Annotated in this window: 15 protein-coding genes; 5 read left to right on the forward strand and 10 right to left on the reverse strand. The window is 67.9% G+C overall.

Annotation, left to right across the window (positions count from 1 at the left end; all coding sequences use genetic code 11):
* The first annotated feature begins 135 nt into the window (after window positions 1-135).
* From ACFQ4E_RS01810 to ACFQ4E_RS01820, 3 genes are all read left to right on the forward strand, one after another.
* Entirely contained in the window at window positions 136-1032 is an 897-nt protein-coding gene (locus ACFQ4E_RS01810) for an MBL fold metallo-hydrolase (protein ID WP_386801206.1), read from the forward strand.
* Between the two features lie 11 nt (window positions 1033-1043).
* A complete protein-coding gene (locus ACFQ4E_RS01815) occupies window positions 1044-1421 on the forward strand; it encodes a rhodanese-like domain-containing protein (RefSeq protein ID WP_386801207.1) in 378 nt (125 codons plus the stop codon).
* 204 nt (window positions 1422-1625) lie between these two features.
* On the forward strand, window positions 1626-2405 hold the full coding sequence (locus ACFQ4E_RS01820; RefSeq protein WP_386801297.1) for a class I SAM-dependent methyltransferase: 780 nt from the start codon (window positions 1626-1628) through the stop codon (window positions 2403-2405).
* A gap of 72 nt (window positions 2406-2477) precedes the next feature.
* Here the strand turns inward: ACFQ4E_RS01820 and ACFQ4E_RS01825 are convergent, their stop codons facing one another.
* From ACFQ4E_RS01825 to ACFQ4E_RS01850, 6 genes are all read right to left on the reverse strand, one after another.
* Complete coding sequence (locus tag ACFQ4E_RS01825) at window positions 2478-3446, reverse strand: 2-hydroxyacid dehydrogenase (protein ID WP_386801208.1); 969 nt, start codon at window positions 3444-3446, stop codon at window positions 2478-2480.
* A 1-nt stretch (window position 3447) separates the two neighbouring features.
* The gene (gene sucD, locus ACFQ4E_RS01830) at window positions 3448-4347 is read right to left on the reverse strand and encodes a succinate--CoA ligase subunit alpha (protein WP_386801209.1); all 900 of its coding nucleotides are present in this window, start codon (window positions 4345-4347) and stop codon (window positions 3448-3450) included.
* 14 nt (window positions 4348-4361) lie between these two features.
* Complete coding sequence (locus ACFQ4E_RS01835) at window positions 4362-5540, reverse strand: malate--CoA ligase subunit beta (RefSeq protein WP_386801210.1); 1179 nt, start codon at window positions 5538-5540, stop codon at window positions 4362-4364.
* 11 nt (window positions 5541-5551) lie between these two features.
* Complete coding sequence (locus tag ACFQ4E_RS01840; RefSeq protein ID WP_386801211.1) at window positions 5552-6496, reverse strand: HpcH/HpaI aldolase/citrate lyase family protein; 945 nt, start codon at window positions 6494-6496, stop codon at window positions 5552-5554.
* 49 nt (window positions 6497-6545) lie between these two features.
* The gene (locus tag ACFQ4E_RS01845) at window positions 6546-7736 is read right to left on the reverse strand and encodes an aminotransferase class V-fold PLP-dependent enzyme (protein ID WP_386801212.1); all 1191 of its coding nucleotides are present in this window, start codon (window positions 7734-7736) and stop codon (window positions 6546-6548) included.
* Between the two features lie 254 nt (window positions 7737-7990).
* Window positions 7991-8653 carry a LuxR C-terminal-related transcriptional regulator gene (locus tag ACFQ4E_RS01850; RefSeq protein WP_386801213.1) on the reverse strand — a complete coding sequence of 221 codons (663 nt, stop codon included), beginning with the start codon at window positions 8651-8653 and terminating at the stop codon, window positions 7991-7993.
* A 273-nt stretch (window positions 8654-8926) separates the two neighbouring features.
* On the opposite strand from ACFQ4E_RS01850, the gene ACFQ4E_RS01855 reads away from it, so the two are divergent.
* Entirely contained in the window at window positions 8927-10603 is a 1677-nt protein-coding gene (locus tag ACFQ4E_RS01855; RefSeq protein WP_386801214.1) for a formate--tetrahydrofolate ligase, read from the forward strand.
* Window positions 10604-10647: 44 nt separating this feature from the next.
* On the forward strand, window positions 10648-11547 hold the full coding sequence (gene folD, locus ACFQ4E_RS01860; protein WP_386801215.1) for a bifunctional methylenetetrahydrofolate dehydrogenase/methenyltetrahydrofolate cyclohydrolase FolD: 900 nt from the start codon (window positions 10648-10650) through the stop codon (window positions 11545-11547).
* 86 nt (window positions 11548-11633) lie between these two features.
* Here folD and ACFQ4E_RS01865 read toward each other — a convergent pair whose 3' ends face one another.
* The 4 genes from ACFQ4E_RS01865 to ACFQ4E_RS01880 are packed head-to-tail and all read right to left on the reverse strand — an operon-like array spanning window position 11634 to window position 18487.
* Complete coding sequence (locus ACFQ4E_RS01865) at window positions 11634-12494, reverse strand: efflux RND transporter periplasmic adaptor subunit (RefSeq protein WP_386801216.1); 861 nt, start codon at window positions 12492-12494, stop codon at window positions 11634-11636.
* The gene (locus ACFQ4E_RS01870) at window positions 12491-14479 is read right to left on the reverse strand and encodes a preprotein translocase subunit SecA (protein ID WP_386801217.1); all 1989 of its coding nucleotides are present in this window, start codon (window positions 14477-14479) and stop codon (window positions 12491-12493) included. The genes ACFQ4E_RS01865 and ACFQ4E_RS01870 overlap by 4 nt, the downstream gene beginning before the upstream one ends.
* On the reverse strand, window positions 14472-16619 hold the full coding sequence (locus ACFQ4E_RS01875; protein ID WP_386801218.1) for a peptidase M50: 2148 nt from the start codon (window positions 16617-16619) through the stop codon (window positions 14472-14474). The genes ACFQ4E_RS01870 and ACFQ4E_RS01875 overlap by 8 nt, the downstream gene beginning before the upstream one ends.
* The gene (locus ACFQ4E_RS01880; protein ID WP_386801219.1) at window positions 16616-18487 is read right to left on the reverse strand and encodes an HlyD family efflux transporter periplasmic adaptor subunit; all 1872 of its coding nucleotides are present in this window, start codon (window positions 18485-18487) and stop codon (window positions 16616-16618) included. The genes ACFQ4E_RS01875 and ACFQ4E_RS01880 overlap by 4 nt, the downstream gene beginning before the upstream one ends.
* Window positions 18488-18495 lie beyond the last annotated feature (8 nt).

Below are 18495 nucleotides of genomic sequence, written 5' to 3' on the forward strand. Positions count from 1 at the left end.
AGCAGGCACGGCGCGAGTCGTCCAAGTGAAATCCTCACCGTCCAGCCGGTGTCTTTTCGCTCTTTCACCCGAGCCCTTGACGCGCCATCATATTCCATTATTTGAATACAAAATTCCGAACCACGGAGCGTCCCGATGTTTACCAAGACCAGCCCCTCCACCGGCCCCGGCAGCCCCGAAGTGACCGGGTTCTACGACGAGGCCAGCGGCTCGATCATGTATGTGCTCGCCGATCCGGCGACCAAGGAGGCCGCGCTGATCGACATCGTCCTCGATTTCGACCCGGCGCATGGCCGGACCCGCACCGACAGCGCCCAGGAGGTCCTCGACTTCGTGCGCGACCAGGGCCTGAGCGTCACATGGGTCCTCGACACCCATCCCCATGCCGATCACATGATGGCCTCGGCCTGGCTGAAAGAGCAGACCGGCGCGCCCAACGCCATCGGCGAGAAGGTGCGCGACATCGCCGTGCTCTGGCGCGAGATCTACAACCTTCCCGACGCTTTCGATGCCGACAAGAATTTCGACCGGCTCTTCGCCGAGGGCGAGACCTTCAAGGTCGGCGAGATCGATGTCCGGGTGATGCTCTCTCCGGGTCACACGCTGGGCTCGATCACCTATGTCGCGGGCGACGCGGCCTTCGTACACGATACCTTCATGCATGTGGACAGCGGCACCTCCCGCGCCGACTTCCCCGGCGGCTCCTCGGCCGAGCTCTACGACAGCCTGATGGCGATCCTCGACCTGCCCGAGGAGACGCGGCTCTTCGTTGGCCACGATTATCCGCCCGTGGGCGAGCGCACCGATCCGGCCTGGGAAGCGACCGTGGCCGAGCACAAGGCCCACAACAAGCATCTCGGCGGCGGTACCTCGAAAGAGGCGTTCCGCAAGATCCGCGACGAGCGCGACGCCACGCTCGACCTGCCCGACCGGATGCTGCACGCGCTGCAGGTCAACCTCAGGGGCGGACGGCTTCCGGAACCCGAGAGCGACGGGCGCGCTTATTTCAAGATACCTGCCAACCGGTTCTGAAAGGCTCAGTCATGAAAACCGTGGATGTGAACGGAAAGACCTTCGAACGCTGGAGCGTCGACGAGGTCGCCAGCGCGCTCGAGGCCAACGAGATCGTGCTGATCGACGTGCGGATGCCGCTTGAATACGGGTTCGAGGCGATCCCCGGCGCGCTTAACATGCCGCTGGCCTTCTTCGACCCGAAGAAGCTGCCCACCCAGGACGGCAAGCGCATCGTCCTGCACTGCGCCGGCGGGCTCCGGTCCGAGAAGATGGCCAAGCTCGCGCTCGAGGCCGGGTTCGACGTGATCGCCGATCTCGACGGCGGCTTCGGCGCCTGGAAGGAGGCCAAGAAGACCTACAGGGCCACCGACATGGCGACGGGCGCGCCGAAGATCGTCTCCGAATGACCGCACGAGTGCCGCCCAAGCGGCGGCACTCATCTCAGGGTTGACAGCTGTCAACTGGTGACCCTGCCTCGTACTGGCTCTTCCCCCACAGCGCGCAGTTCGATTGGCGGCTCCGCCCCAAAACGACCATGATCGCTTCCATTTTTGGCCCTTCTTCCAGTGGACGCTCCCCAAGACAAAAGTGGGAGACGCGCCGTGCTGCATATGATGAAGCAACAAGTCCGCACCTGGGAACGGGATCGCCGGTATCCGACAGTGACCAAGGCCGCGACCACCGCTTGGCTGACCGCCCACAACGCACAGGATCGCTACTACATGACCGCGACCCAGGACGCGCTGGCAGCGGGCGAGCTGCCGTCCGATCCGCGCGATGCGGCAGAGGCCGTGCTGGAGGGCTCGATCGGCCGGGCCATTCGCCCGATGCAGCTTCTCGACGAGTTGGCCGGTCTGATCGAGGTCGTCGCCGAGACCCGCCCCAAGCGGCTGGTCGAGATCGGCACGGCTCGGGGCGGCACGCTGATGCTGCTCTGCCGCTTCGCCGCGCCCGACGCGACCATCGTCAGTGTCGACCTGCCCTATGGCCGCAACGGCGGCGGCTATCCCAAGTGGAAGATGCCGTTCTACCAGGATTTCGCGCTTCCCGGGCAGACGCTGCATCTCCTGCGCGGCAATTCGCATGATCCCGACACCCGCGACCGGGTCCGCGATGCGCTCGGTGGACCGGCGGATCTGATCTTCATCGACGCGGACCACTCCTATGCCGGGGTGAAGACCGATTACGAACTCTACACGCCGCTCCTGCGTCCCGGCGGGATCGCGGGGCTCCATGACATCCTTCCGAACGAGGACGACCCCTCGATCGATGTCGCGCCCTTCTGGGACAAGCTCGAAGCGGACGCGCGCCTCAAGACCCGCCGGATCGTGCAGGACCCGGATCAGGGCGCTTACGGGATCGGGCTTGTGGAGGTGCCGACCCAGGCCTGAGCCCATCCCAAAAATATAGCGCCGCCGGGTGGGAGGGACCCGGCGGCGCGTCGCCGTTCGCGAAACCCGGTGTCAGGTCACCGGGTTCGGAACATCCTGTCCGGCAAAGAACGCGTCGAGATTGTCGGCGACCATCTTGCCCATGTCCTCGCGCGTCTCGGTCGTGGCCGAGCCCAGATGCGGCAGGAGCACGACATTCTCCATCTCGATCAAGGCCTGAGGCACCTTGGGCTCGCCCTCGAACACGTCGAGACCGGCGCCCGCGATCTTGCCCGACTGAAGCGCCGCGATCAGGGCCTCCTGGTCGATCACGTCGCCCCGGGCGGTGTTGATCAGCATGCCGCGGGGACCGATCAGCGCCAGCCGCTCGGCATTCATCAGATGGGTGTTGTCGCCGCCGCCGGGCACATGCAGGGACACCACGTCCGCCGCCTCGAGAACCGCCTCGATGGTGTCGAGACGGGTGGCCTCGATCCCCTCCAACGCAGCGTCCGGCACGTCAACGAGATTGTAATACACAACCTTCATCCCGAAGGCCGCCTGCGCCCGCTTCGCGGTGGCTATGCCGATCCGACCCATGCCGACGATCCCGAGCGTCTTGTCGCGCAGACGGGTGCCCATCATGTGGGTGGGCCGCCAGCCGGTCCAGTTGCCCGAGCGCAGCTCGCGTTCGCCCTCGCCCGCGCGGCGGGCCAGCATGAGCATCAGCGTGATCGCGGTGTCCGCGGTGCAGTCCGTCAGCACATGCGGGGTGTTGGTCACCGTCAGCCCCGCGGCCTTGGCCGCCTCGATGTCGATATGATTGAAACCGACACCGAAATTTCCGAGGATCTGCGCCCGGTGATTGCCGCTGAAGATCGACGCCGGAAGCTTGTCGGACACGGTCGGGCAGACCGCGTCGTATTCGTTCAGCGCCGCGCCGATCTCTTCGGTCGTCATCGGCGTGTCGGTTTCGTTGAGCGTCGCGTCATAGGTCTCGGACAGACGCTTCTCGACCGCCTCGGGCCATTTCCGCGTGATCAGGATTGTCTTCTTCGCCATATCAGGCAGCCACCTTCTTGCCAGTCATGACCGCCTCGACGGTTTCGCCAAAGGCAGCCGGGTTCGGAACGATGGTATGCCCGGCTTCGCGAATGATCTCGACCTTTTCCTGCGCGCTTTCGCCGAAAGCCGACACGATAGCGCCCGCATGGCCCATGCGCTTGCCCTTGGGCGCCGAGAGACCGGCGACATAGGCCATGAGCGGCTTCTTCATGTGCTCGCGCGCCCAATGCGCGGCCTCGGCCTCCTGCGGGCCGCCGATCTCGCCGATCATCACGACGGCGTCGGTGTCGGGATCGTCGTTGAAAAGCTCGAGCACGTCGCGGAAGGAGAACCCGTTGATCGGGTCGCCGCCGATGCCGATCGAGGTCGAGACCCCGATGCCGCGCGACTTCATCTGGCTCGCCGCCTCGTAGCCGAGCGTGCCCGAACGCCCGACGATGCCGACGCGGCCGGGCATGTAGATCGAGCCCGGCATGATCCCCATCATCGCCTCGCCCGGGGTGATCGTCCCGGCGCAGTTCGGACCGGTGAGGATCATCCGGTCCTCTTTCTTGTAGCGGCGCATGTAGCGCTTCACGCGCATCATGTCCTGGGCGGGAATGCCGTCGGTGATGCAGACGCAATACTTGATGCCCGCATCGGCCGCTTCCATGATCGAATCCGCGGCGAAGGGCGGCGGGACGAAGACGATGGAGGCCTCGGCCCCGGTCTCTTTCACGGCGCCTTTCACGGTATTGAAGACGGGCTTTTCGAGATGCGTGCCGCCGCCCTTGCCGGGGGTGACGCCGCCGACGACGTTGGTGCCGTACTCGATCATTTCCTGGGCGTGGAAGGTGCCGATCTTGCCGGTGAAGCCCTGCACGAGCACCTTGGTATCCTTGTTCAACAGAATGGACATGGGTCCTCCTCCTCTCAGGCCGCGGCCTTGCCGGATTTCTTCCACTCGGCGACCGCGTGTTCGGCGGCCTCTTTGAGCGTGTCGGCGACGATGACGTCGGGGGCTTTCTGGGCGAGGATCGCCTTGCCTTCCTCGACCTTGGTTCCGGAGAGCCGCACCACCAGGGGCACGTTCACGCCGACCTCCTGGAGCGCCTTGACGACGCCCTCGGCGACCCAGTCGCAGCGGTTGATGCCCGCGAAGATGTTCACGAGGATGACCTCGACCTTCTCGTCCTGGAGAACGGCGCGGAAGCTCTTGGCGACCCGCTCGGGGCTGGCGCCGCCGCCGATATCGAGGAAGTTCGCAGGGTCTCCGCCGGCGATCTTGATCATGTCCATCGTCGCCATGGCAAGACCTGCGCCGTTGATGATGCAGCCGATATTTCCGTCGAGCCCGACATAGGACAGGCCGCGATCGGAGGCGAAGGTCTCGCGCGGGTCTTCCTGGCTCTTGTCGCGGAGTTCGCTGATTTCAGGGCGGCGAAAGATGGCGTTCTCGTCGAAGCTCATCTTGCAGTCGAGCGCGAAGATGTCGTCGCGCGCCACCACCAGCGGATTGATCTCGAGCATGCCCGCATCGTAGTCGCGGAACACCCGGTAGCAGCCGAGGATGGTCTGCACCGCCTTGCCGATCAGCTTGCCCTCGAGCCCCAGACCGAAGGCGATCTCGCGGGCCTGGAACTCGAGCATGCCGACGCCGGGATCGACCACGCAGCGCACGAGGCTGTCGGGCTCCTTCTCGGCGATCTCCTCGATCTCCATGCCGCCCTGGCTGGAGGCGACGATCATGATCCGCTCGAACTTGCGGTCGAGCACGAAGCCCAGGTAGATTTCGCGCTCGATATCGACGGTCTCCTCGATATAGAGCCGGTTCACCAGCTTGCCGGACGGGCCGGTCTGGTGGGTGACGAGCTTGCGGCCCAGAAGCTTCTCGGCGGCCTCCTCGACCTCCTTCTCGCTCCGGCAGAGGATGATGCCCCCGGCCTTGCCGCGGGCGCCGGAATGGATCTGGGCCTTCACGACCCACGCCTCTCCGCCGATCTCCGCGGCGCGGTAGGCCGCCTGCTCAGGGCTGTAGGCCAGCCCGCCCCGCGGCATGCGGATGCCCTGCGTCGCCAAGAGCTCCTTGGCCTGGTATTCATGGATATCCATCGGTTCCTCCCTTACGCCGCGCGCTTCTTGAGTTCGTCCTGAACGGCCAGCACGTTCTTGGCCATCTTCTCGGAGGCCGCGTCGATCATCTTGCCGTCGAGGCTGGCCGCGCCCTTGCCCTGCGCGGCGGCCTCTTTCAGCGCCTCGAGGATACGCTCGGCGCGGGTGACCTCGGCCTCGGTGGGCGAGTATTCCTCGTTGGCGAGCGCGATCTGGCTCGGGTGGATCGCCCATTTGCCCTCGATGCCCAGCGCCGCGCCGCGCTTGCAGGCGTCGCGGAAACCGTCGGGATCGGAGAAATCGCCGAACGGCCCGTCGATCGGACGGATGCCGTAGGCGCGGCAGGCGGTGGTCATGCGGCTGAGCGCGGCATGCCACTGGTCGCCCGGGTAGTTCGGGTTGAGACCGCCGATATTGACCGTGCGCGCCTTGTGGAAGGCGGCGTAGTCGGCGACGCCGAAATGCATCGCCTCGAGCCGCGAAGGCATGGCGGCGATCGCCTCGACATTGGCCATGCCGAGCGGCGTCTCGATCAGCGCCTCGATGCCGATCTTGCGGGAGAAGCCCTTGGCCATCTCGATCTGGTTGAGCATCGCCTCGACCATGTAGACATCCGAGGGCGTGCCCACCTTGGGGATCAGCACGATGTCGAGCTTGTCGCCTGCCTGTTCGACCACGTCGACCACGTCGCGATACATGTAATGGGTGTCGAGCCCGTTGATCCGGACGCTCGTGACCTTGTTGTGGCCCGCCCAGTCGAGATCGTTCAGAAGCTGGATCGCGTTCTTGCGGGCCTGTTCCTTGTCATTCGGCGCGACCGCGTCCTCGAGATCGAGGAAGACGACATCCGCCTCGGACTTGCAGGCCTTTTCGACCATCTCGGGGTTGGACGCCGGGACCGCGAGCGTCGAGCGCTGAAGGCGGCTCTTGCGGGTGCCGTAAACCATGTGGCTCATAAGGGAAGTCTTTCCGTCTTGTCAGGATGTGTCGAGGGCGAGGGGCGGCTCAGGCCGCCTTCGCGGCGCTCTGGCTGGCGGTGTCGGTGAAATGGCGGATGGTGGCGCCGATCCCGGTGCCGGGCTCGATCTTGAAGCCGACATCGATCATCGACATCTCGGCGACCGAGACCGCGGTGGTGACCATGCCCTCGTTCATCCAGCCCAGGTGGCCGATCCGGAAGACCTTGCCCATGACCTTGGCGAGACCGGTGCCGAGCGAGGTGTTGTATTGCTCGTAGGCCCGCGCGATCACGTGGCGGGCGTCGTGCTCCTCGGGAACGACGATGGCGCTGACGGTGTCGGAATACCATTTCGGATCGGCCGCGCAGACCCGAAGACCCCAGGCCTCGACCGCCTTGCGCACGCCGGTGGCCAGGCGGTTGTGCCGCGCCCAGATGTTCTCGAGCCCTTCCTCCAGAAGCATGTCGCAGCTCACGTCGAGCCCCCGCAGGAGCTGGGTCGCCGGGGTGTAGGGGAAATAGCCGTTATCGTTATTGGCGATCTGGTCCGCCCAGGCGAAGAAGCAGCGGCCGAAGCCCGCGTCCTTGTTGGCCTCCAGCGCCTTGCCCGACACCGACAGGATGCCGAGACCCGCGGGCAGCATGAAGCCCTTCTGCGACCCGGAGACCGCGCAGTCGACGCCCCAGGCGTCCTGGTCGAAGGCGATCGAGCCGATCGAGGACACGCCGTCGACCATCAGGAGCGCCGGGTGACCGGCGGCGTCGAGCGCGTCGCGCACGCCCTTGATGTCCGAGGTGACGCCGGTCGCGGTCTCGTTATGGGTGGCAAAGACGGCCTTGTACTCGTGGCCGGTGTCGGCCTTGAGCTTCTCGGCATATTTCTCGACCGGGACGCCCTCGCCCCATTCGCACTCGATGAGATCGACATCGAGGCCCAGCCGCGCCGCCATGTCGGCCCAGAGATGCGAGAACTGGCCGAAGCGGCTCATCAGCACCTTGTCGCCGGGCTTCAGCGTGTTCTGGATCGCCGATTCCCAGGCACCCGTGCCGGAGGAGGGATAGAGGAAGACGCGGCCGGTGGTGTTGCGGAAGACCTTGGCGACCTTCTCGAAGAGCGGCTTGGTGAGCTCTGGAAAGTCCGGGGCGCGCATGTCCTGCATGGACACGTTCATGGCCATGCGGACCTTCTCGGGGACGTTGGTCGGGCCGGGAATGAACAGGTGATTGTAGCCGGGCATTGTCGGGTCTCCTCCGGGTGTGTCTTGTGACTTGGCGCCGAGCATGCAGAAGCCGGGCACGTCGCAGAACACCTTGGCGGATAGGATCTCGGCCCCGGGGGGTGGGCGCGTCCTACCCGTTCGGAGCCATCGGTCCGACGCGGCCGGGGACAGGGAAAATCGTGTGCCACCGTGTACCGCGCGGCCCGGGCCGGGGACCGGTTTCCGAACCGGAAACCGCGCGAAATCCGGTTCGGATTTCGCCAGCGATCCGCTCAGCCGTCGGTTTCGCGGGAATAGATCGCCACCGCCATGGCGCGGTTCTTCACGCCGAGCTTCTCGTAGAGGTTCTTCAGGTGATATTTCACCGTGTTCTCCGAGATGCCCGTCCGGTTGGCGATCTGCTGGTTGGTCCAGCCCCGCGCCAGCACCGACAGAAGCTCGCGCTCGCGCACGGTCAGCTGCGCCAGCGGCGTATCGTTGATCGAGGTGACGTCGATGAAGGGCACGCAGATGCGCCCGTTGGCCACCGCGTGCAGCGTATCGAAGAGCACCGAGGGGTCGTCGAACTGGTAGCAATAGCCCTGCGCCCCGAGCCGCACCGCCTGCCGCACATGACCCAAGTCACGGCTATTGGCGAAGATCGTCACCGCCTCGGTCCGGCCCCGCCCGCGCCAGTCGCGCAGGACATCGGTCGCCGCGGCGTCGGCGGTCTTCCAGGCCAAGACCGCGATGTCGAAGGTCCCCGCGGGCAGGTCCAGAAGCGCCAGGCCGCTCTCGGTCGATCCCACCAACTCGAAGCGCGGATCGCCGCGGAAGCACATCCCCAGCGCCGAGACCACCAGCGGGTTCGGTTCGACAAGATAGATTCGGACCGGATCGGATGCAGCCGAGCCCGCGGCCGGCGCCGATCCCGGCTCCGCGATGCCGGCACTCATGGCGCTCCTCCCTGCGCATGTCGGACCTGTAATCTCCTGATTATCGGCCCACCTGTCCACATAGCCATTGGGGTGTGACGCGCGTGTCGCACCCCCATGACGGGACACCGTCGCATACCGGCAGAGCGCCGAGGCCCGCCGGAACGGGTAGGTTGTCCCCACCGACCGGATGGAAAGTCGTTTCCGATGGCGCAAACGCCGCTTGCGATTGTTGTCGGATGCCCCCTCTTCATGCCTTATGCAGCCGAAACCAGCACGCCGGAGGGATGGGCCATGGCCTTCAAGACCGATATCGAGATCGCGCGCGACGCGAAGAAGAAACCGATCCAAGAGATCGGCGACACCCTGGGCATCCCGGCCGAGCACCTGCTGCCCTACGGCCATGACAAGGCCAAGGTCAGCCAGAGCTTCATCGACAGCGTGCAGGACCGCGCCGACGGCAAGCTGATCCTCGTCACCGCGATCAACCCGACGCCCGCGGGCGAGGGCAAGACCACCACCACCGTGGGCCTCGGAGACGGTCTGAACGCCATCGGCAAGAAGGCCGCGATCTGCATCCGCGAAGCCTCGCTCGGGCCGAACTTCGGCATGAAGGGCGGCGCCGCGGGCGGCGGCCACGCGCAGGTCGTGCCGATGGAGGACATGAACCTCCATTTCACCGGCGATTTCCACGCCATCACCAGCGCCCATTCGCTCCTGTCGGCGATGATCGACAACCACATCTACTGGGGCAACGAGCAGGAGATCGACCTGCGCCGCGTCTCCTGGCGCCGGGTCGTCGACATGAACGACCGCGCGCTGCGCCAGATCACGACCTCGCTCGGCGGCGTCGCCAACGGCTTTCCGCGCGAGACCGGCTTCGACATCACCGTGGCCTCCGAGGTCATGGCGATCCTCTGCCTCGCGAAGAACCTCAAGGATCTCGAACAGCGGCTCGGCGACATGATCGTCGCCTATCGCCGCGACCGCTCGCCGGTCTATTGCCGCGACATCAAGGCCGAGGGCGCGATGACCGTGCTCCTGAAGGACGCGATGCAGCCGAACCTCGTGCAGACGCTCGAGAACAACCCCGCCTTCGTCCATGGCGGCCCCTTCGCCAACATCGCCCATGGCTGCAACTCGGTGATCGCCACGACCACCGCGCTGAAGCTCGCCGATTACGTCGTGACCGAAGCGGGCTTCGGCGCCGACCTGGGCGCCGAGAAGTTCTTCGACATCAAGTGCCGCAAGGCCGGGCTGACGCCCGCCGCCGTCGTCCTCGTCGCGACCGTGCGCGCGATGAAGATGAACGGCGGTGTCGCCAAGGCCGATCTCGGCGCCGAGAATGTCGAGGCGGTCAAGGCGGGCTGCGCGAATCTCGGCCGCCATATCGAGAACCTCAAGGGCTTCGGCGTTCCGGTCGTGGTCGGGATCAACCATTTCGCCGGCGACACCGAGGCCGAGATCGAGGCGGTCAAGGCCTTCGTGGCCGAGCAGGGCTCCGAGGCGATCCTCTGCAAGCACTGGGCCGACGGCTCGGCCGGCATGACCGAGATGGCCACCCGCATCGCCGAGATCGCCGATGGCGGCAGCGCCGAGTTCGGCACGCTCTATCCCGACGAGATGGGCCTCGCTGAAAAGATCGAGACCATTGCCACCCGGATCTACCGCGCCGACAGCGCCGTGATCGACGGCAAGATCCGCGCGCAGCTGAAAGAGTGGGAAGATCAGGGCTACGGCAACCTGCCAATCTGCATGGCCAAGACCCAGTATTCGTTCTCGACCGATCCAGCCCAGCGCGGCGCGCCCACCGGGTTCACCATCCCGGTGCGCGAAGTGCGGCTCTCGGCCGGGGCCGGGTTCATCGTCGCGATCTGCGGCGAGATCATGACCATGCCGGGCCTGCCGCGCCAGCCCGCGGCCGAGACCATCCGGCTCAATGACGAAGGGCTGATCGAGGGGCTCTTCTGAGCCCCCCCCGGCCCTCAACAGACCGACATCAAGGAGACTTGCCCATGACTGCCCAGGTGATCGACGGAAAGGCGTTTGCCGCCAAGGTACGCGCACAGGTGGCCGAGCATGTCGACCGCCTCAAGGCCGATCACGGCATCACCCCGGGCCTCGCGGTCGTGCTCGTGGGCGAGGACCCGGCGAGCGAGGTCTATGTCGCGCACAAGCACAAGGCGACGGTCGAGGTCGGCATGGCCTCGTTCGAGCACAAGCTGCCCACCGACACGCCCGAAGAGGAGCTCTTCGCGTTGATCGACCAGCTGAACGCCGATCCCGCGGTGCATGGCATCCTCTGCCAGTTCCCGGTGCCCGATCACCTGGACGAGCGACGCACGGTGGCTCGGATCGACCCGGCCAAGGACGTGGACGGGCTGAGCGTGACCAATGCGGGCCTCCTGGCGACGGGCGGGAAGGCGCTGGTCAGCTGCACGCCGCTCGGCTGCCTGATGCTGCTGCGAGATCAGCTGGACACTCTGTCGGGGCTGAACGCGGTGGTGATCGGGCGCTCGAACCTCTTCGGCAAGCCGATGGCGCAGCTTCTCCTGCAGCAGAACTGCACGGTCACCATCGCGCATTCGCGCAGCCAGGACCTGCCGGGGATCTGCCGGGGCGCGGATATCCTCGTCGCGGCGGTCGGACGGGCGGAAATGGTCAAGGGCGACTGGGTGAAGCCCGGCGCCGCGGTGATCGACGTGGGAATCACCCGGACCGAGCATCCCGAGAAGCCGGGCAAGACCCGCCTGGTGGGCGATGTCGATTTCGACAGCGCCAGCGAGGTCGCGGGCGCGATCACGCCGGTGCCGGGTGGCGTCGGTCCGATGACCATCGCCTGCCTTCTGGCCAACACGCTGACCGCGTGCTGCCGGGCGCATGGCCTCGAGGAACCCGAAGGTCTCACCGCCTGAGCGGTGGCGGTTTCCGAACCGGAAACCGCGCGAAATCCGGTTCGGATTTCGGGTGGCGCCCGGCCCCGAGCCGGGCGCTTTGGGTATCACTGGCTCGCGGGCACCGGGTGGAAGCGCAGCCCGCATTTGAGCCCGCTCGGCAGGGACCCGTCGCCGTTCGGCAGATCGAGCCGCACGCCGAACGTGCCGCTGCCCGCATCGAAGACACGGTCTATGGCGCTGACCCGTGCCTCGCGCTTGGTGTCGAGCGGATGGCCGATCGTCACCTCCGCCTCCTGCTCCAGCGCCAGCCGCGGATAGAGATCGACCGGCAGCCAGGCCTCGACCCGCAACGGGTCGAGCACCGCGAGGCTCAGCACCTCGGCCTGTTCATGCGCGAACTCGCCCAGCGCCCCGGACACCCGGACCACCAGCCCCGAGACCGGTGCGCGGATATCGCGCCGCGCCAGCCGCAGCTCGGCCTCGTCAAAGCTCGCCTGCGCGAGGCCAAGCTCGGCCTTGGCGCTCACGAGCTCCAGCTCGGCGAGCGTCAGCTCGACCTCGGCCTGGGCGAGATCGGCCTTGGAGGCGACGCTGCGCTGCGCCAGCGCGCGACGGCGCTCCACCTCCTCGGTGCGGAACGCGACCCGCGCCTCGGCCGCCGAGACGGCCGCGGTGTTCTCGGCCCGCAGCCGCGCGAGCCGGAGCGCGCTGGTTTGCAGGTCGGATTCGAGCCGCGCGACCACCTGCCCGGCCTCGACCATGTCGCCGCGATCCACCAGGATCTCGGTCAGCACGCCCTCTTCCAGACTGGTCAGCTCGATCATGTCGCGGGGCCGGATCACGCAATCGGCGGCGCGCTCGGGAAAGAGGTCTTCCTGCGACTGGGCCTGCGCCCGGGCCACCGCGGGCGGCAGAGCCAGAGCAAGGCAGGCGGCAAGACAGAAGGCGAGGCAGGGTCGGGTCATTCGGCGTCTCCGGCAAAGGCGAGATTGGCGGCGGTCTGCTCGTCGGCGCGCAGGAGATCCTTTCGAATCCGCGAATGCAAGCGCTCGGCGCGGCGCTGGGCGCGGTTGAACACCCATCCCGGCGCGAGCCTCAGCGCCGTCGCGAGCATCGGCGACGCGCTGCGTCCGCGCCGCCTCAAGATGTCGAGGAGCGGATCCTCGCGCGACAGGAGCGTCTCGACGCTGCCCGCATCGCCCTGCCGGGCGCAGCGCCCGAAAAGCTGGCGGTCGATCCGCCCGGCATCGTGGCGCTCGGAGAGGATCACATGCAGCCCGCCCGCGTCGAGCACACCGGGACCGAGCGCGATATCGACGCCGCGACCGGCCATGTTGGTGGCGATGGTGATCCGCCCGGCCTCACCGGCGCGCGCGATGATCTCGGCCTCTTCGGCCTCGGCCTCGGCGTTCAGAACCTGATGCGACAGACCGCGTGCGGTCAGGACGTCCGACAGCGCCGCGGACGCCGCAACCGAGCGCGTCCCGATCAGCACCGGGCGCCCCGCATCGGCCAGCGCCGCGGCGGCGTCGGCAATCGCCTCGCGCTTCGCCTCGAGCCCCGGGAGCACCCGCCCCGGCAGGAACACCCGGCGGGAACGGCGATGGGGCGGCACGCGCAGCACGTCGAGCCGGTAGACCGCGCGCAGCTCGTCCTTCACCTCGCGCGCGGTGCCGGTCATGCCGCCGAGCCGCTTGTAACGCCGGAAGAAGCGCTGGAACGAGGTCTTGGCCAGCGTGGTCTTGCGACCGGTGACCTCGACCCCCTCCTTGAGCTCGATGAGCTGGTGCAAGCCGTCGTTCCAGCTGCGCCCCGCGAGAACCCGCCCGGTATATTCGTCGACGATCTGAACCTCGCCGTCGCGCACCAGGTAATGATCGCCCCGGTGAAAGAGATGCCGCGCGGTCAGGGCCTGGCGGACGCTTTCCTCGCGCCGGACACGGCCCGCCCAGAGACCGCCGCGTTCGGCGCCGAGATCGGCGAGCCGCGCGCGCCCGGCCTCCAGCAGCTCGACCGCGCGGCGATCATGCTCGACGCGGAAGTGGCGACCCTCGTCCAGGCGATCCGCCAGCGCATAGGCCGCCTCGGCCCAGCGCCACTCGTCCTCGGCCTCGGTCTCCTGCGCGATGATTAGGGGCGTCCGGGCCTCGTCGATCAGGATGCTGTCGGCCTCGTCCACCACGGCGAAATGCAGGCCGCGCATCACCACGCCGCGCCCCGCCCATCCCGCACCGCAAAGCGCGTCGACCTTCATCCTGAGCGCGCCGCCGTCGCGACCGAGCGCGACGCGGTCGCGCAGGTAGTCGAAGGCAAGCTCGGAATTGGAGCAGTAGGTGATGTCGGCGGCATAGGCCGCGCGCCGCTCCTCGGGCGTCAGCCCCGCGGTGATGACCCCGACGGTCAGCCCGAGCGCGGCATAGAGCGGGCGCATGAGATCGGCGTCGCGCTCGGCCAGGTAGTCGTTGACGGTCACGACATGGGTGGGCACGCCCGCAAGCCCGGCGGCCCCCGCCGCGAGCGTGGCGGTCAGGGTCTTGCCCTCGCCGGTATCCATCTCGGCGATCCGGCCCGAGAGAAGCGTCAGCCCGCCCAGCACCTGGCACGGATAATGCCTGAGCCCGAGCGTCCGGCCCGAGAGCTCGCGGATCGCCGCCAGCGCGTCGGCTAGAGCCTCGGCATCGTCGAGACCCGCCCGCCGCAGCCGGTCGCGCGCCGAGGCGATCCGGGCGTCGAGCGCCGCCCTGTCGAGATCGGCCAGCGGGGCCGAGCGCGCGACGATGTCATGCGCCTGCCGCGTCAGCCGCTGCCGGGTGATCCGGGTGGCCAGGCGCGCCGGGAGAGCGGTCACCACGTGTTCGACCCGGTCGAGCCAGTTCGGCTTGCGCTCGGACCGCGCCGCCATCGGCACGGGTGCGGGCAGGAGCCGCCGGAGAGAGCCCGCCTCAGACATCGAATTCCTTCAGGAAGAGCTGCCGCAGGCTGCGCCAGGCCCGCTGGGCGATGGCCGTGTCGCGATGACGGAAGAGCACATGCACCCGCGCGCCGAAGCCGCGCACCTCGGCGGGGGCGTCGAACTCGAGCTCGAGTTGCAGGAGCTTGCCGAGGCTCGTCAGCCCCTCGGACCCGGGATCGGTGACGAAGGCGCCGCCGCCGAGCGTGGAGAGCGCCGCGGCGGGCAGCCGGTCGGTGATCTGCGGCACCTCGCGCCGGATGCGGGCGGGCCAGACCGTGCCGGTGTCATCGGCGAAGCGGAACTCGACCGAGGCGGCGTCGCTCCGCACCAGATCGGCGGCGGCCTCGGGCACCGCGACGATCAGGACCGGATCGGAGAAATCCGCGACATAGCCGACGAGATCGCCCTGGTTGAAATAGCGACCGACCAGATCCTCGCCCTCGGGCAGGATGAAGGTGCCCGCGCCGGGGCTGCGGATCTCGAGCCGCTCCTGGATGCCCCGGACATGGGCGAGGTCGTCCTCGGCGCGCACCACTCGTTCGCGCAGGACCCGCGCCTCGACCGGGTCCTCGATGGCGACGGCATCGAGACGGTAGCTCAGCCGACGCGCGGCGGCCTCGGCGCTGGCGAGGCTGGCGTCGAGCATCGGGTCCTCAAGCGCCAGGAGCACGGTGTCGGGCGCGACCCGCGCGTTGGGCTCTGCCGAGACCCGCACAACATGGCCCGACGCCCCGGCATGGACCGCCGCCTCGCGCGCGGGCCAGACCACCCCGTCGGCGAGCGTGGCGTAGGGCAGCGGGATCAGCGTCACCGCCGCTACCAGCGCCGCGACCGTCGCCCCGGTGACCGCGAAGGCCCGCCCGCGCTTGCGCCGAAGCGCGGGCGCGGTCAGCAGGAACCAGCCATGCTTGCCGAGCGGCACGCCGAACATCATGAAGACCGACCAGATCGCCAGCATCGCCCCGATCAGCGGGAAGGCCGTCGCCACGAAAAGCACGATCGCGCCGATGATGAAGAGCCGGTAGACGAACGACCCGATGGCGTAGAAGAAGAGCCACTTCGCCTCGCCGCGCGCCGTGACCGGGCTTTGCGCGGTCTCGACTCCGAAGGCGTGTTTCTGGATCAGGTAGCCGATGAACTTGTTCGCGCGCGGCCCGAGATTGGGGATCTCGATCAGGTCCGCCATGACGTAATAGCCGTCGAAGCGCAAAAGCGGGTTGCCGTTGAAGACCAGCGTGGAGATGCCGCCGATCAGCATGACGTTGAAGGCGAAGGCGCGCACCAGCCCCTCTTCGGCATGCACCCAGACGATCATCGCGAGCGCCGCCAGCGTCAGCTCGACCAGGATGCCCGCCGCGCCGACCAGCGCGCGCTGGTGCTTCGAGGGAAACTGCGAGGCGGCGGAGGCGTCGACATAGGGGACCGGCATGAAGACGAGGAACATCACCCCCATCTCGTGCACCTCGCCGCCCCAGCGCTTGACCGCGTAGCCGTGGCCGAGCTCGTGCAGCGATTTCACGAAAGGATAGGTGACGGCGAGGAGAATGAGGCTCTCCGCCGCCAGAAGACGGTCGGTCAGGTTGCCGGTCAGCGCCTCCCAGTGGATGCCGAAGAGCACCAGCGCATAGGCCACGAGACCGGCAAAGAGCACGGCGCCGACCCAGCTGATGAGCGGACGGACCAGCGGGAAGGTCGCGTTCAGGAACTCGTTCGGATCGAAAACCGGCAGGCGCAACGCGAGCGGATTGATCAGCGTCATCGCCAGCTTCTTGCGGTTCTGCTTGGCGGCCTTGTCGAGCATCTCGGCGACATCGGGCATGACATCGCCGCGCAACACGTCGGCGCCGTGAAGCTGGGAGAGAAGCCGGATGGTCTCGGACTGGGTGAGCACGTCGTCGCCCAGCCGCTCGCAGGCGATCTCCCAAGCCTCGGCCACGGTGCGCGAGCCGTCGAGAAGGCTGATCACCAGCCAGGCCTCGGGCGAGAAGCGGTGAAACTTGCCCGAGCCGCGATCCTGCAGAACGTACCAGAGATCGCCCCGGAAGCTCTGCCGCGACACACCGGCGTTCGAGCGCAGCCGGAGCTTCAGCCCGGCGACCCGGTGCCAGTCTTGGGAATAGAAGCTCTGCCCGCTCATGGCAGCCATTTCCAGGCGGTCAGGCGGACCCAGTCGACCAGCTCGCGGGACCAGATCGCGATCAGGAGACGCTCGTCGACCGCGGTCTTGGCGACGCCATCCATGCCGGGGCGGAGCCTGCCGTCGCGCCCGGTCAGCCTTGCTTCGGCGCGAAAGTAGTTGCGCCCTTCGGCGGCGGTGGCGATGGGGGTCACGCGCTCGACCACGTAGGGCAGGCCGAGATCGGGAATGGCCGAGAGGACCAGCATGCCCTCCTGCCCCGGCGCGACCTCGCGCAGGTCACCCTCGTCCACCTCCATCACGACGCGGTAGCCCTCGAGCGGCGCGATGGTGAAGAGCGGGTCGCCACGCCGCACGCCGGAGCCCACCGCCTGGCTGAGATCGCCCTCGATCACCAGCCCGTCGAAAGGGGCGATCAGTTCGGTGCGCGCCAGCCGCGCGTCGAGAAGCGCGATCTGCGCCTGCGTCTCGTCGATCCGCGCGCGCATCACCCGTGCTTCGACCCGCTCGTTCTCGTTCAGGGCGCGGTCGTATTCGGCCATGTGCTCGCGCAGCTCCGCGCCGCGCTGGAGACGTTCGAGCACCATGTCGCGGTCGTCGAGCGTCGCGAGGATCTGACCGGCCTCGACCACGTCGCCCGCCTTGACCGACTGGCTGGCCACGAACCCGTCGAAGGGTGCGACGAGCGCGCGCTGCACCTGGCCTTCGAGCGTCGCCGGGGTCGCGACGCGATAGGGCGCGGTGACGACCGAGAAAAAGACGACCACGGCCAGCATCAGGAGCGTGGCGAGCTTGCGGCCGAAATAGCCGGGACCGAGCAGGCGCTTGGTCTGGGTCATCAGCGCGCTGCCGAGCTTCGAGATCACCAGCCGGTCGTTCTGCCGCTTCTCCTCAAGCACCGGGCCGATAAGGCTCGCGACCGTGTCGACAAGCTGGATCGTGTCGTCGTCGAAGGGCGCCCCGGCGCGCCGTTGCAGCGTGATCGCGCCCAGCATCCGGCCGTTGCGATGGAGCGGCACGGTCAGAAGCGTGCCGCCACCGAGGCTGTCCGACAGATCGGCATGGGCGTGGGTGATCCGGTATTCCCAATCCTCGCCCACCGGGTGCAGGACGGCCGCCTCCTGGTCGAGCGCCTCGTCCATCGCGAAGCCGATGCGGCGCACGAGATCCATGCGCTTGCCGAACTGCGCCGAATGCGAGATCGCGGCGACCTTGGTGGCGCGGCCCCGCCCGCGAAAGCCCACCGCAACCTGCTCGCAATCGAGCCGCAGCGCGAGATCGGTCACGAGCGCGGTGCAGGCGGGCTTGAAGCGGTCCTGTTCCAGCGCGCCGGCCATGACCTCGTAGCCGGCGGTGATGCGCGCCATCGTGCCGCGCGTCTCCTCGCCATCGGCCCGGCGCAGACGCGCCTCGAGCCAGCCGACACCCCAGCGCAGATGCGCCAGAACGTCCGCGCCCGCGGGCGCCCGCGCCGGATCGAAGCGGATCGCCGCAGCGCCGCGCAGTTTCCCGTCGATCACGATGGGATGCGCCGCGACCGCCATGGCCGGGCCGCTGGCCGAGGGCTGTTCCTTGAGCGCCGGGCGGCGTTCGGTCAGCGCCAGCTCGACCGCCGCCGAGAGACCCGGACCCAGAGCGCGCTCGTCGGGCCAGAGCGCGGCGGGGCTGAACGGACCCCGGTCCGGCGTCTCGGCCAGAACCACCGCGCCACCGTCGGCGCCGGGCAGGAAGCGGCATTGCAGCCCCAGCCAGCCCTTGGCGAACTCGACAACCGAGCTCTCGGAGCCGAGCGCCTTCCAGAGCGCCTGCTCGAGAAACGAGACCCGCGCCGCCGCCGAGGGCGGCCGGGGATCGTTGGATAGCGTCACGCCTGTCC

Origin of the sequence: Litorisediminicola beolgyonensis (assembly GCF_042679605.1) — a bacterium.
Lineage (GTDB): Bacteria > Pseudomonadota > Alphaproteobacteria > Rhodobacterales > Rhodobacteraceae > Litorisediminicola > Litorisediminicola beolgyonensis.

Excerpts from the sequence above, each read along its gene's own strand:
- ACFQ4E_RS01810 (WP_386801206.1), top strand. The coding sequence starts at position 136 with ATGTTTACCAAGACCAGCCCCTCCACCGGCCCCGGCAGCCCCGAAGTG.
- ACFQ4E_RS01815 (WP_386801207.1), top strand. The coding sequence starts at position 1,044 with ATGAAAACCGTGGATGTGAACGGAAAGACCTTCGAACGCTGGAGCGTC.
- ACFQ4E_RS01820 (WP_386801297.1), top strand. The coding sequence starts at position 1,626 with ATGATGAAGCAACAAGTCCGCACCTGGGAACGGGATCGCCGGTATCCG.
- ACFQ4E_RS01825 (WP_386801208.1), bottom strand. The coding sequence starts at position 3,446 with ATGGCGAAGAAGACAATCCTGATCACGCGGAAATGGCCCGAGGCGGTC.
- sucD (WP_386801209.1), bottom strand. The coding sequence starts at position 4,347 with ATGTCCATTCTGTTGAACAAGGATACCAAGGTGCTCGTGCAGGGCTTC.
- ACFQ4E_RS01835 (WP_386801210.1), bottom strand. The coding sequence starts at position 5,540 with ATGGATATCCATGAATACCAGGCCAAGGAGCTCTTGGCGACGCAGGGC.
- ACFQ4E_RS01840 (WP_386801211.1), bottom strand. The coding sequence starts at position 6,496 with ATGAGCCACATGGTTTACGGCACCCGCAAGAGCCGCCTTCAGCGCTCG.
- ACFQ4E_RS01845 (WP_386801212.1), bottom strand. The coding sequence starts at position 7,736 with ATGCCCGGCTACAATCACCTGTTCATTCCCGGCCCGACCAACGTCCCC.
- ACFQ4E_RS01850 (WP_386801213.1), bottom strand. The coding sequence starts at position 8,653 with ATGAGTGCCGGCATCGCGGAGCCGGGATCGGCGCCGGCCGCGGGCTCG.
- ACFQ4E_RS01855 (WP_386801214.1), top strand. The coding sequence starts at position 8,927 with ATGGCCTTCAAGACCGATATCGAGATCGCGCGCGACGCGAAGAAGAAA.
- folD (WP_386801215.1), top strand. The coding sequence starts at position 10,648 with ATGACTGCCCAGGTGATCGACGGAAAGGCGTTTGCCGCCAAGGTACGC.
- ACFQ4E_RS01865 (WP_386801216.1), bottom strand. The coding sequence starts at position 12,494 with ATGACCCGACCCTGCCTCGCCTTCTGTCTTGCCGCCTGCCTTGCTCTG.
- ACFQ4E_RS01870 (WP_386801217.1), bottom strand. The coding sequence starts at position 14,479 with ATGTCTGAGGCGGGCTCTCTCCGGCGGCTCCTGCCCGCACCCGTGCCG.
- ACFQ4E_RS01875 (WP_386801218.1), bottom strand. The coding sequence starts at position 16,619 with ATGAGCGGGCAGAGCTTCTATTCCCAAGACTGGCACCGGGTCGCCGGG.